Annotated in this window: 14 protein-coding genes; 11 read left to right on the top strand and 3 right to left on the bottom strand. The window is 39.2% G+C overall.

What is annotated here, in order from left to right; translation table 11 throughout:
* Positions 1 to 237: 237 nt before the first annotated feature.
* A complete protein-coding gene (locus WBG45_RS00745; protein WP_424411919.1) occupies positions 238 to 795 on the bottom strand; it encodes a transcription repressor NadR in 558 nt (185 codons plus the stop codon).
* A 98-nt stretch (positions 796 to 893) separates the two neighbouring features.
* On the opposite strand from WBG45_RS00745, the gene safA reads away from it, so the two are divergent.
* Together safA and WBG45_RS00735 are read left to right on the top strand one after the other, a co-directional pair.
* Positions 894 to 1,823, top strand: coding sequence for a SafA/ExsA family spore coat assembly protein (safA, locus tag WBG45_RS00740; protein WP_424411888.1), 930 nt, complete (start codon positions 894 to 896; stop codon positions 1,821 to 1,823).
* A 39-nt stretch (positions 1,824 to 1,862) separates the two neighbouring features.
* A complete protein-coding gene (locus tag WBG45_RS00735; protein ID WP_424411887.1) occupies positions 1,863 to 2,675 on the top strand; it encodes a phosphotransferase in 813 nt (270 codons plus the stop codon).
* A 148-nt stretch (positions 2,676 to 2,823) separates the two neighbouring features.
* Here the strand turns inward: WBG45_RS00735 and WBG45_RS00730 are convergent, their stop codons facing one another.
* The gene (locus WBG45_RS00730; protein WP_424411886.1) at positions 2,824 to 3,009 is read right to left on the bottom strand and encodes a hypothetical protein; all 186 of its coding nucleotides are present in this window, start codon (positions 3,007 to 3,009) and stop codon (positions 2,824 to 2,826) included.
* A 209-nt stretch (positions 3,010 to 3,218) separates the two neighbouring features.
* Here WBG45_RS00730 and ruvA point away from each other — a divergent pair, with 209 nt between their 5' ends.
* The 6 genes from ruvA to WBG45_RS00700 all read left to right on the top strand — a co-directional run bounded on the left by ruvA (position 3,219) and on the right by WBG45_RS00700 (position 8,148).
* Positions 3,219 to 3,839 carry a Holliday junction branch migration protein RuvA gene (ruvA, locus tag WBG45_RS00725; protein WP_424411885.1) on the top strand — a complete coding sequence of 207 codons (621 nt, stop codon included), beginning with the start codon at positions 3,219 to 3,221 and terminating at the stop codon, positions 3,837 to 3,839.
* A gap of 18 nt (positions 3,840 to 3,857) precedes the next feature.
* Positions 3,858 to 4,859: a Holliday junction branch migration DNA helicase RuvB gene (ruvB, locus tag WBG45_RS00720; RefSeq protein ID WP_424411884.1), complete on the top strand. Its 1,002-nt coding sequence runs from the start codon at positions 3,858 to 3,860 to the stop codon at positions 4,857 to 4,859.
* 21 nt (positions 4,860 to 4,880) lie between these two features.
* Entirely contained in the window at positions 4,881 to 5,939 is a 1,059-nt protein-coding gene (gene queA / locus WBG45_RS00715; RefSeq protein ID WP_424411883.1) for a tRNA preQ1(34) S-adenosylmethionine ribosyltransferase-isomerase QueA, read from the top strand.
* Entirely contained in the window at positions 5,936 to 7,075 is a 1,140-nt protein-coding gene (tgt, locus tag WBG45_RS00710) for a tRNA guanosine(34) transglycosylase Tgt (protein ID WP_424411882.1), read from the top strand. Before queA ends, tgt begins: the two co-directional genes overlap by 4 nt.
* A gap of 44 nt (positions 7,076 to 7,119) precedes the next feature.
* Positions 7,120 to 7,392, top strand: coding sequence for a preprotein translocase subunit YajC (gene yajC, locus WBG45_RS00705; protein WP_024534396.1), 273 nt, complete (start codon positions 7,120 to 7,122; stop codon positions 7,390 to 7,392).
* Between the two features lie 99 nt (positions 7,393 to 7,491).
* Entirely contained in the window at positions 7,492 to 8,148 is a 657-nt protein-coding gene (locus WBG45_RS00700; protein ID WP_424411881.1) for a DUF421 domain-containing protein, read from the top strand.
* Here WBG45_RS00700 and WBG45_RS00695 read toward each other — a convergent pair.
* The gene (locus WBG45_RS00695; RefSeq protein ID WP_424411880.1) at positions 8,135 to 9,640 is read right to left on the bottom strand and encodes an oligosaccharide flippase family protein; all 1,506 of its coding nucleotides are present in this window, start codon (positions 9,638 to 9,640) and stop codon (positions 8,135 to 8,137) included. The genes WBG45_RS00700 and WBG45_RS00695 overlap by 14 nt on opposite strands.
* Positions 9,641 to 9,735: 95 nt before the next feature.
* Between WBG45_RS00695 and WBG45_RS00690 the strand changes: the two genes are divergently transcribed.
* The 3 genes from WBG45_RS00690 to WBG45_RS00680 all read left to right on the top strand — a co-directional run bounded on the left by WBG45_RS00690 (position 9,736) and on the right by WBG45_RS00680 (position 12,946).
* On the top strand, positions 9,736 to 10,086 hold the full coding sequence (locus WBG45_RS00690; protein ID WP_424411879.1) for a post-transcriptional regulator: 351 nt from the start codon (positions 9,736 to 9,738) through the stop codon (positions 10,084 to 10,086).
* A 105-nt stretch (positions 10,087 to 10,191) separates the two neighbouring features.
* Positions 10,192 to 12,465, top strand: coding sequence for a protein translocase subunit SecDF (secDF, locus tag WBG45_RS00685; protein ID WP_424411878.1), 2,274 nt, complete (start codon positions 10,192 to 10,194; stop codon positions 12,463 to 12,465).
* Positions 12,466 to 12,568: 103 nt separating this feature from the next.
* Positions 12,569 to 12,946 carry a LapA family protein gene (locus WBG45_RS00680; RefSeq protein ID WP_424411877.1) on the top strand — a complete coding sequence of 126 codons (378 nt, stop codon included), beginning with the start codon at positions 12,569 to 12,571 and terminating at the stop codon, positions 12,944 to 12,946.
* Positions 12,947 to 13,063: the final 117 nt, after the last annotated feature.

The following is a 13,063-nucleotide window of genomic DNA, read 5'->3' as shown; positions in this document are numbered from 1 at the left end:
TTTCTAAGAGTTTAGGATGATTATCGTGTTTTCGTTGCAACTTTCTTCATTTGGTTGCAACTTTTCTTGTTTCGTTGCAACTTTTCTTGTTTCGTTGCAACTTTTCCGATTTGGTTGCAACTTTCACGATTTGGTTGCAACTATCCAATTACCTCCTAATTCCCACTCGATTCACCCACAAAAAAGCAGCTCTCGCAAAAGCGACGAGCTGCCAAATTAGATTTTTCACTTTCATTACTATTGATCATCAGCCAAAAACCCTTTAGAACGCATTCCTTCAATTGCAGCATCTAAAGATTCACTTGTGTTGGCTGCGATTAAATGTAAATGAATGCCGTCGGTCAATTCAGATAAATAACTAGCACCAGTTTCTTTTACTCGACTCAAGAATAAATCGACTTCATGTCGATTGGCGACCATAATGGATGCCGTTAATTCACCGTAAACCGGATGTTCAACCGTGACGTTTTTTACCACCACACCTGCATCTACAAGAGTATACAATTCTTCCTGTGCATCACTAGGTGTGTGAACACACGCGATTTGACGCTCAAAGGCAAGGTCGGTATTCGATTGACTCATATAAATATATCCTTGACTGGTTGCTAAGATGGGCTCATTGCGTGCTTTAAGTAAGGTCATGTCGCCAACTATGACTTGTCGGCTAACACCAGCTTTTTTCGCAAAGTCAGTTCCTTTGATAGGCTCAGTCGCCGTCTTTAACAGTTCAAGTAGTTTTTGTCGTCGTTCTTCACCTAATAATTTCTTCAACACAATCCCGTCCTTTTCATGCATAACTATAGCACTTGTTCTCATAGTTTATCATGTACACCTAAAAAGTGACCAAATCAAAACTTCATTCATAGGATACATGGATGAGAGGGGGAAGTATTTTGCACGTACATGTTGTGCAAAAAGGGGATACACTATGGAAAATTTCCAGACAGTATGGTGTATCTTTTGATGAAGTAAAACGTTTAAACGCGCATTTGGCAAATCCGGATTACATCGTTCCGGGGATGAAAATTTTCGTTCCGGAAAAATCGACGAAAATGCATGAGATGAAAGAACATCCGTATACCAATGATCGCCCGGTGAAGAAAAGTAAGGAGGAGTATACAGCTCAGCCAGCTCCTAAACCGATGCCAGTACCGAAACCTACTAAACCTACTAAGCTAACTATGCAACCGCAGCCAATACCGCAACCTATACCACAACCACCCGTTCAAATGCCACCACAAATGATGCCGCAACCGATTAATCAAAATTTAACGATGACTCAAATGATGCCGCAATTTATTCCTTATGGTTGGATGCCGGTACCTGATATGGATGTTAATCTTCACGTACAGATGCCAGCACAAGCAGCACCACCACCGCCGCCTCCACCACCAATTCCAGCACCAACACCTGTACCGAAACCAATACCGAAACCATTACCAAAGGCAAAACCTATGCCTAAACCAACACATGGTTGGGAATTAGATGATACAAGTTCTTTATGTGATTCTTCATCACTAGAAATTCCAATGTTACCTCCACACTATGAACACCATCAACAGCCGCCATGTGGTTGTGCACCGCCACCTCCGCGACCTTGTGGATGTGGACATCATTACCCTGCACAACACGTTTTCGCTCAACCACCGTTTCCAACTCAAACACTTGGCGAAAACCAAGGTCATCCTAACATGATGCCTCAACAGATGATGCCGCAGCATATGCCTCAGCACATGGCACCATTTATGGCATGCTCACCTTGTCACATGTGGCCTGCTCATCAAGGGCAATGGGGATACCAAAATCCCGTTCGCTATTACTGAAAAGTGGAACGAGGGAATTATGTCCAATTAAAGCCTAATGTGTGGAAATGGCAAATTGGACCCCATACGTATTCATTAAAGAAATACGAACGTCATGATGATGCCGCAAAAATCCGCTTTATACATGAACAATTAAAATCTATTGGTGCTGATTATATCGTGGCGGTAGAGCCATATCCAGATGCACTGGTCATTCAACAACCATGGATTGATAGTGGTCGTAAAGTGAAATTCAGTCAGTCCAATGACCGCATAAAATCACTTTCATTACTACATCAACTCCATGCTACTAATAAAAAGATTGCTTGGCACAAATCTATTTATTTCCATGAAATCGATTTAATTCGCAAATGGACACATCGATTAGAAAAATGGCAACAACTTGAGCCGTTTTTAAATCAAAAACTAGGGCCATCAAAAACACAGAGAATTACAGAACTTGCCAAAGCTTCGTTAGATCAGCTCCGGCCGATTCGAAGTAACAACTTAACGCTATTGCATGGTGATATCGTTCATCACAATTTTGTGAGTGATAAAAAAGATCGCTTGTACATCATTGATTTTGACTTGGCTTGCTTAGGACCACCAGAAGTAGAGCTTATTTTATGGTCGCATCGCGTGTTACCGCATTTTGATTATGATTTACAAGCACTTATTCAAGAGCATCCGTCTCTGCGCAAAATCGATTGGAACTATTTATTATTTCCAAACGAACTGATGCGTGAGTGGTTGTATGCTAGTACATTATCAGATTTGCAACTACGTGGATTTTTACCGAAATTAAAAGTATTTACAGACAAGGCTTTAAAACATATGCCTCAATTATGGGATGATTGTGGTAGAAAATCATGAACCAACTGAACAGCTACGTTTGTTTGAGAAAACGTAGCTTTGAAAGTGATTAGTTCGGAAAAATAATGCTTTTGGATTGACTATCATTACTTACGAACAAAACAACACCCGTGATTGTGGAAATCACGGGTGTTGTTTATTAGTGCATTTATTCTTTAGAATCTTCCAGGCTTTGTTCATTTTGTGCATTTTCTACTTTTTCATTTTCATCATGGTTGCTATGTTCTTGATTGTACTGCAGTTTTTTACGCTGTAATTCATTTACTTCACCTTGCTCATTTTGATTGTTGTGTTGATTGTTTTGGTGAGTAAAGGTATCATTATTTCTTCCCATATAAAACGCCTCCAATTTAGTAGGTATTGTTGTTGAGAATCTATTCCCATTCATACTAAGTTTGAAACATTTCATTTGTGAATGATAGTTCCTTAATAAAATACGCACATAATTTTCTATTAGATATCATGGGTGATTGCTAGGTTTCCTTCTGCGAACATCCGTTTTATATGCTATAATCAGTACGTTGAATGTGAGGAGAGACTTAAATGTACGATTACATAAAAGGTGTAGTTACACGTATAACACCTGAATATATGACGGTAGAACAACAAGGGATAGGGTGGCAAATATTCACACCTAACCCATACGCATTTCGTGTGTCGCCAGAACCAAAGCAAATCTTTACACATTTGAATGTTCGTGAAGATGCGCAGTTGCTTTTTGGTTTCGTTTCGCTTGACCAGCGCGAACTTTTTCGCAAACTGATTCAAGTGTCTGGCATTGGCCCAAAAGGAGCGTTAGCCATACTTGCTAGTGGACAACCATCACAAGTTGTACAAGCAATTGAACGAGAAGACGAGACCTTTTTGGTGAAATTCCCGGGAGTCGGGAAAAAAACAGCGCGTCAAATGATTCTTGATTTAAAAGGAAAACTAGGTGACTTATCTATCGATTATGACATGCCAAGTGGAGAAGACGAACTCCAATTGTTCCCTGAAACATCAGGAAAGCTTGAGCTAGAAGAAGCATTCTTAGCACTTGCTGCTCTTGGTTATTCAGATCGTGAACTAGTGAAAGTACGCCCACAATTAGTCTCTTTACCAGAAGCACTGGATACAGAAGGCTACATGAAAAAAGCATTACAATTGCTATTAAAGCAAGGCTGATGAAGGGAGGTCATAAGCATGGAAGAACGCGTTATTTCTACCGAAGTGTCGGAGTTTGATGAACGATTTGAACAATCACTTCGCCCACAATATTTGTCCCAGTACATAGGCCAAGATAAAGTCAAAAATAATTTAGACATATTTGTGAAGGCAGCCAAAATGCGCAAAGAAAGTCTGGACCATGTTTTATTGTATGGACCTCCTGGACTTGGGAAAACTACTTTAGCAGCTGTTATTGCTAATGAAATGGAAGTCAATATTCGAATGACGAGTGGACCTGCGATTGAACGTCCAGGCGATTTAGCGGCGATTGTCAGCTCACTTGAACCAGGTGACGTCTTATTTATCGATGAAATCCATCGTTTAAATCGTTCGATTGAAGAAGTATTGTATCCAGCAATGGAAGATTTCTGTCTGGATATTGTCGTTGGAAAAGGACCGTCAGCTCGTTCTGTGCGCCTTGATTTACCACCATTCACGTTAATAGGTGCCACGACGAGAGCAGGAGCATTATCTGCTCCACTGCGGGATCGCTTCGGTGTATTACTGCGACTTGATTATTATGATAATCATGCGTTAACCGAAATTGTCACTAGGAGTGCTACCCTTTTTGACGCAGAAATTGACCATCCTTCAGCTGGTGAGATTGCTAGTCGTTCTCGAGGAACACCTCGTATTGCTAATCGCTTATTGAAGCGGGTGAGAGATTTCGCTCAAGTCCGAGGAAACGGCACCATCTCAATCGACACTGCACAAGAAGCCCTCGAATTGTTGCAAGTTGATGCACTCGGTCTAGATCATATTGATCATAAGTTACTAGTTGGCATGATTGAACGCTTCAGAGGTGGACCTGTTGGACTTGATACAATTGCTGCAAGTATTGGAGAAGAATCGACAACAATTGAAGATGTCTATGAACCTTACTTATTGCAAATTGGTTTCTTACAACGGACACCAAGAGGACGTGTCGTGACGAAACTCGCTTATGACCATCTTAACTACCCTTATTTTGAGGAATAATAATAAAAAGGAAGTATACCCATGCAAGTAGAAGATTTTGATTTTCATTTACCAGAAGAATTAATTGCTCAAACACCGCTTGCCGATCGTACATCGAGCAAGCTTTTAGTACTGGATAAAGATAGTGGTGAAGTAACTCATCACACGTTTAAAGATATTCTCCATGAATTTAAAGCAGGCGATTGCCTTGTTTTAAACGATACACGCGTGCTCCCAGCGCGTCTTATGGGAGTTAAAGAAGATACAGGTGCCAACATCGAAATTCTTCTCTTAAAGCAAACTGAAGACGATGTGTGGGAAACATTAGTGAAACCTGCGAAGCGAGTTAAAGTGGGTACAGTTGTATCTTTCGGCGAAGGCTTACTGCGTGCACAATGTGTTGGTGAAGCTAACCACGGAGGTCGTCTGTTCAAATTTACTTATGATGGTATTTTTTACGAGATTTTAGATCAATTAGGTGATATGCCCTTACCTCCGTATATTCGAGAGAAATTAGATGATAAAGATCGCTATCAAACGGTCTTCGCCAAAGAACGCGGTTCTGCAGCTGCACCTACAGCAGGTCTTCATTTTACGGACGAGTTGTTAGATGACATTAGAGCAAAAGGTGTAGAAGTTGTATTTATTACGCTTCACGTTGGTCTGGGTACGTTTAGACCAGTAAGCGTTGATTCAATTGACGACCATGAAATGCATTCAGAGTTTTATCGACTTTCGCAAGAAACGGCAGATACCATTAACCGAGTAAAAGCTGCGGGAGGTCGTGTGATTTCGGTTGGAACTACTTCAACACGCACGCTTGAAACAGTTGCGAATAAATTTGAAGGTCAATTACAGGAAGATAGTGACTGGACATCGATTTTTATATACCCAGGATATGAATTTAAGTGCATTGATGGCTTAATCACGAATTTCCATTTACCTAAATCTACACTTGTCATGTTAGTTAGTGCCTTAACTTCCCGTGACAAAATATTGCATGCTTACGAGCAAGCCATTTCAAATAATTATCGATTTTTCAGTTTTGGAGACGCGATGTTTATTCGCCCTTCCGCTAATCAGAAAGGAGTTCGTGCATGACAGCCATTCGATACGAACTAATTAAAACATGTAAACAAACAGGAGCCCGTTTAGGTATCGTGCATACGCCACACGGTTCATTTGAAACACCAACATTTATGCCAGTAGGCACACAAGCGACGGTAAAGACGATGTCTCCAGAAGAATTAAAGGCCATGGACGCTGGAATCATTTTAAGTAACACATACCATTTATGGCTGCGTCCAGGTAACGAAATTATCAAAGAAGCGGGCGGCTTGCATAAATTCATGAACTGGGATCGTGCCATTTTAACTGATTCTGGTGGTTTCCAAGTCTTCAGTTTAAGCGAATTCCGTAAAATTGAAGAAGAAGGCGTTCATTTCCGTAACCATATGAATGGGGACAAAATGTTCTTAAGCCCAGAAAAAGCAATGGAAATTCAAAATGATTTAGGTTCAGATATTATGATGGCGTTTGATGAATGTCCACCATTCCCAGCTACTCGTGAATATATGCAATCAAGTGTAGACCGTACATCACGATGGGCAGAACGTTGTCTACAAGCCCATGCTCGTCCAAACGATCAAGGATTATTTGGAATCATTCAAGGTGGAGAATATGAAGATCTTCGCCGTCAAAGTGCAGCAGATATTACATCACTCGATTTTCCAGGTTACGCAATTGGCGGACTTTCAGTAGGAGAACCAAAAGACGTTATGAATCGCGTATTAGAATTCACAACTCCATTTATGCCATCTGATAAGCCTCGTTACTTAATGGGTGTCGGATCACCAGACTCACTAATTGATGGAGCGATTCGTGGTGTAGATATGTTTGACTGTGTATTACCAACACGTATTGCGCGTAACGGAACTCTTATGACAAGTAACGGTCGATTAGTTATCAAAGGTGCTCAAAATGCTCGCGACTTCGGACCTATCGATGAAAACTGTGATTGTTATGCGTGTAAGAACTATTCCCGTGCGTACATTCGCCACTTAATCAAAGCAGAAGAGACATTCGGACTTCGCTTAACATCAACTCATAACTTACATTTCTTAATGAATTTGATGAAGCAAGTTCGTCAAGCAATTCGCGAAGATCGTCTCGGAGATTTCCGTGCAGAGTTCTTTGAACAGTATGGATATAACAAACCTAATGCAAAAAATTTCTGATTCTTGTATACTAAATGTATATAGAGAGAGGGGGAATATATAGAATGGAAACTTTAATCGGCTTATCACCAATTATTTTGATGTTCGTAGTGATGTGGTTTTTCATTATCCGACCAGCACAAAAACGACAAAAAACGACAGCAGCTATGCAAACAAACTTAAAACGTGGGGATCGTATCGTAACAGTAGGTGGCCTTCACGCGTTAGTTGATGCAGTAGATGACGCAACTGTTTTTGTAACAATTGCAGACGGTACTCGCCTTCAATTTGAACGTGCAGCTATCGCTCGTACGATTGACTCTTCACCGGTACTATAAATAAACATGCAAAAACCTGTTTTTCCATTATGGAGAAACAGGTTTTTTGTATAGTGTAGTCCTTTTTCTCTCATACTACATAGAAAAAGGGGGATGCATATGGGCGAACTCGGACTCCTATTTATTGTTGCGTGGAGAACCATTTTTCTTTACCTCTTAATTTTAGTCATCTTCCGTGTAATGGGTAAACGTGAAGTAGGAGAACTGAGCCTCATGGACTTAGTCATCTTCGTTATGATTGCGGAAGTGGCTTCATTTGCGATTGATAATCCAGAACGTAAATTATTTGAATCGATTTTACCCATGATTCTATTGTTACTCATACAACTAGGCACGTCTTATTGGTCACTAAAAAGCAAAAAGGTACGAGATTTAATAGATGGTGATCCTTCCGTTATCATACGGAGCGGTGAAATAATCGAATCTGAAATGCGTAAACAACGATACAATTTGGACGACTTATTTCAACAACTTAGAGAACAGCAAATAGGCTCAATACAAGATGTTGCGTATGCTTTTTTGGAGCCGTCAGGAAATTTATCTGTATTTAAAAAAGGTGAAGATCACCCCGTTTTGCCTCTTATTGTAGATGGAGACGTACAAGAATCTCATTTAGATTTAATTCAACAGGATAAAGAATGGTTATTAGATGAATTAAAGAAGCTTCATATTGATGATCCGCGAACCGTTTTTTATTGCAGCTATGAAAAAGAAAAGCTATATGTCCAAATGAGAGAACGATTTAAGTCTTCTTAATTAATTTACGAAGCAGACGAACATCTGAAAAGCGAAGTTGACCAAAAACAATTAATCCAGCTAAAACCAGTAAACCTGTAATAAAGCTGTCAGCAACCCAAGGCATTTCTGCTAATGGCCATATAACCGGACGAAGAATCGTCACGATGATAAATAATAAATATGGAATAGCAAAGAATGAGAAGCCAATTCCGGCTTCTTTTTTTTGTCTCAGCGTAGCCATATGTAAAAACGAAGTTAAACAAACACCAAATCCAATGGCTAAAATCGCACCTTTTTCTTCAATACCTGCTTGGGAAGCTAAGACAAACATCACAAATAATTTACCAAGTCCTCCATAAATTGAATTCATCATGGCAGCTTTAGCTTCATGCATAGCTTGTAGGATTGCATGAAGTGGACTTTGTATGTAATAAAAAAAGAACACTGGAGCTAGAAGTTCCATATAACCTTTTCCTTCGGTGACATGAAAAAGCACTCGAACAATATGCTCCCCATGCAAATAAAAAATAGTCGCAGCAAAACATCCTGTAATGGCCGACACACGCATCGCAAGAGATACACGTTCTTGTAACATAACTCGATTAGAACGAGCTCGAGCATCACTTACAGCTGGAACTAAGACGATGGATAACGCATACGGAATAAAAGCAGGAAATAACAATAACGGAATGTAAACAGCCGAGATCATCCCATATAGGTTGGTGGCTGCTACTGCAGTAACTCCTGCTACAGCTAAAGCTTTAATAAAAACAATGGGCTCTAAAAACCAAGTAAATGAGCCGAACAATCGACTTCCAGCTGAAGGTAATGCTACTTCTAAAATAGGAGTAGTTGGATAGGTCACACCTTGTTCTGATATTTGTTTCACGCGTTTGTACTTATACCATAAGTACAAGAATGAGGCGAGTTCTGCCAGTAATGCCAGTGACATAGCCGCCGCTGCCGTAGAAGCAGGACTTGATTGATTAACTACATAAGGTAATAACCAAGTGATTAAAGCAATTCGGAAAAATTGTTCGATTAATTGTGACCAAGCAGTTTCTTCAACTTTGGCTAAACCTTGAAAATAGCCCTTTAAAATTCCGCCAAAAGCTGCAATTGGAATGGTTAATAAGCCAATATAAAGTGTCTTGCTAATAGCTGCATTTTCTAACAAACTAGTTGCGACATAAGGAATAGTGAAAAATAAAATAGGACCGAAAATAATTATGGAAAGCCATGTTAGTTTCCATACTTTTCTCATGAGTGCTTGAATTTCAGCATGCTTTTTCCCTGCATACAATTCAGCTGTGATTTTGGCAACAGCAATTGGTAAACCTAATGTTATTAAGGATAAGAAAAAAATAAAAGCTGGATAAGCCGCTGAATAGATACCTACAGCTTCCTCGCCCGCAATTCGCACAAATTGAATGCGAAAAACAAAACCAAACAATTTTGATAAAAATACAGCCCCCATTAATACCATTGTCCCACGTAAAAATGTCGACAATTCTGCCACTTCCTTCTCAAGTCACCCGAATTCGTATACAATATCCTTATGCGAAAATAACGATGTTTAATACCATAGAAGAGGGAAGTGTTTAAATGAGTGTTAAATATGAAGAATTATTTCAAGTTGTGCGGCCCGCATTGGAAAGTAAGATTCACGAGTTTCGTTTGTATAACTACAATTCTGTTATAGAGGAAGATATTTGGCATTATTGTATAAACAAAAAATGGCGAAAGCGTGACATCTTGGATATGCGTGTTTCCGAAATGGTCAATGATGTGTTAGCCGTTTCACCCGCACAGTTTATGACACACACTCAAATTGAAGACTTTAAAACCTCGAATTGGTTCTCAGAACTCAATGAGGGTAGCCTTCAAGAACTATTGAAGCCTTCAGTCAAATCCGTTAAACCTGTACGATTATTACCAGAGTCGTCAGAATCTTAAGTCCATTTGACACTTAGCGTCACGTGTTTCATAATAATCTTGTTGTGTTTTTTGAGAATGGTAGTGTTTTTCTACCATTTGACAATTTGAGGAGGAAATTTACATATGAAAACAAGAGGCCGAATTATCGCATTTTTATTACTTATCGTAGTATTTGCGGCTTCCATTAGTACAACCGCGCAATCGGTTGTCAACAATATCAAATTAGGATTGGATCTACAAGGTGGGTTCGAAGTACTATATGAAGTCGAACCACTTAAAAAAGGTCAAAAAGTTTCAGAGGAAATGGTTACTGACACCTCAACGGCGCTATTAAACCGTATTAATGTCCTAGGTGTTAGCGAACCAAACATTCAAGTTGAAGGCGAAAATCGTATTCGTGTTCAGTTGGCTGGTGTGGAAGATCAAGAATCAGCCCGCGAGTTATTGTCTACTCAAGCAAACTTGTCTTTCCGTGATGTTGACGATAATTTAATGTTAGACGGTTCAGATTTAAAAGAAGGTGGAGCTAAAGCAACATTTGATGCGAATGGCCAACCTATCGTGACTCTTGAACTAAAAGATTCATCTAAATTCGCTGATGTGACTCAGCAAATAAGTCAAAAACCAGTTGGGACAAACTTATTAGTTATTTGGTTAGATTTTGAAGAAGGCGTCGATTCTTTTGCAGCAGAAGCAAGCAAAGCAAAGCCTAAATTTGTATCTAGCCCTACTGTTGATGAACGAATTAATTCAACTGGTGTAGAAATTAACGGAAGGTTTACAGTAGAAGAAACGAAAAGTCTTGCTGGCGTATTGAACGCTGGAGCGTTGCCTGTTAAGTTGACAGAAATTTATTCAACTTCTGTTGGTGCACAATTTGGTGAAAAAGCTCTTACCACAACAGTGTTTGCTTCTTTAATTGGTATTGCACTAGTAGCATTATTCATGCTCTTGTATTACCGTTTACCTGGCTTGGTAGCCATGATTACATTGTCTGTATACGTGTTTTTAATCCTCTTAGTCTTCGACTTGATAAATGGAGTATTAACATTACCTGGTATAGCAGCGATTGTTTTAGGTGTCGGTATGGCTGTAGATGCCAACATTATTACGTACGAGAGAATTAAAGAAGAACTAAGAGTTGGGCATACCATAAAAACAGCATTCAAAAAGGGTGCAAGTTCATCTTTCTCAGCTATTTTTGATGCGAATATTACATCATTAATTGCTGCAGCCGTACTGTTTTATTTTGGGACGAGTTCGGTAAAAGGTTTTGCTTTAATGTTGATCATCAGTATTTTATCCAGCTTTATCACTGCGGTTTGGGGATCTCGTGTACTTTTAGGTCTTCTTGTGAATAGTGGAATGTTTGATGGGAAACCATGGTTATTTGGAGTTAACCCATCAACCATTCATCCTGCAAAAGAGGAATTTGATACATTAGACTTACCAACGAAATTTGATCGTTTTGATTTTGTCGGTACTCGTAAGAAATTCTTCACAGCTTCGATTGCATTTGTTGTGATTGGTGTAATTATTCTTGGGATTTTCCGCTTAAATCTTGGAATCGATTTCTCAAGCGGAACGCGAGTTGAAATTCTTTCTGAAGATACATTGACAAAAGAAGAATTGACTACTTATTTAGAATCAATTGATCAACCTTCAGAAGATATTGTGTTGTCTGGTGACAATCAAGAAATTGGGGTTATTCGTTATAAAGAAGAATTCTCTCAAGAAGAAATTCTTGCTTTGAAATCGACGATAAAAGAAGAATATGGTGACTCAAACGTTAGCACCGTATCATCAACAGTTGGAGTTGAACTAGCGAAGAATGCTGTGTATGCACTAATTTTTGCAGCAATTGGTATTATTCTTTATACGGCATTCCGATTTGAATGGCGAATGGGTGTGGCAGCAATCTTGTCACTACTACATGATGCATTCTTTATGGTTGCGATATTTAGTATTTTGCGTTTAGAGGTAGATATTACGTTCATTGCCGCTGTTCTCACAATTGTCGGGTACTCAATAAACGATACCATCGTGACATTTGACCGTATTCGAGAAAATATGAGACGCTCGAAGAAAATTGAAACTGAAGAAGACCTTGCCATTATCGTGAACAAATCACTTCGCCAAACACTTGGCCGATCTGTAAACACTGTATTAACGGTTGTGTTTGTTGTAGTAGCATTGTTAGTCTTTGGTTCTGAATCAATTCGTAACTTCTCAATCGCATTACTTATCGGTTTAATTTCCGGTACGTATTCTTCAATTTTCATAGCTGCACAACTATGGTTCGTATTGAAAAAACGCGAATTAAACAAACGTGGAGCAATCGATGTTGAAGCGGATGAAAACAAACGAAAATGGGGTTCTGACGAGCCAGTAGTATAAAAGTTTATGAATGAAAGGGAACAGGGTATAGAAAACTATACTTTGTTCCTTTTTTTTACGTATACTGTAACAAATGTATCATTAAGATAAAGGAGGAATACCGATGAAATTCCAATGGTCTTTATTAATCGCACTTATTTTCGCCGTTATTGTAGCTGTTTTTGCTGTTGTAAATGTAGAGGATGTTCCAGTCAATTACGTCTTTGGGACTGCACAGTGGCCCCTAATTTTAGTTATTTTAGTATCTGCTTTACTTGGCGCTCTTGTAAGTGGATCTGTAGCAATCTTCCGCTCATTCGTTTTGCAACGTCGTGTTAAGCAACTAGAAAAAGATAACACTGCAAAAGAATCGCTAATCGCCACTCAACAAAATGAAATATCAGCTTTGCACAAAAATGAACCTGTACGATATCAAGACACACATCTAAAAGATGAGATGAATCCCGGTGATACTTCAGCAGATGTTCGGTCAACTATTTAAAGTTATTAAAAAACACCCATCGCGGGTGTTTTTTTTGCGTTATTTTCGATTTGGTTGCAACTTTTCCGTTTTGGTTGCAACTTTTCCGTTTTGGTTGCAACTTTCATGATTTGGTTG

This window comes from Paenisporosarcina sp., from assembly GCF_049671445.1.
In the GTDB taxonomy this organism is placed as follows: Bacteria; Bacillota; Bacilli; order Bacillales_A; family Planococcaceae; genus Paenisporosarcina.
The sequence above is the reverse complement of the archived record's forward strand: the minus strand, read 5'-3'. Positions and strand labels throughout refer to the sequence as shown.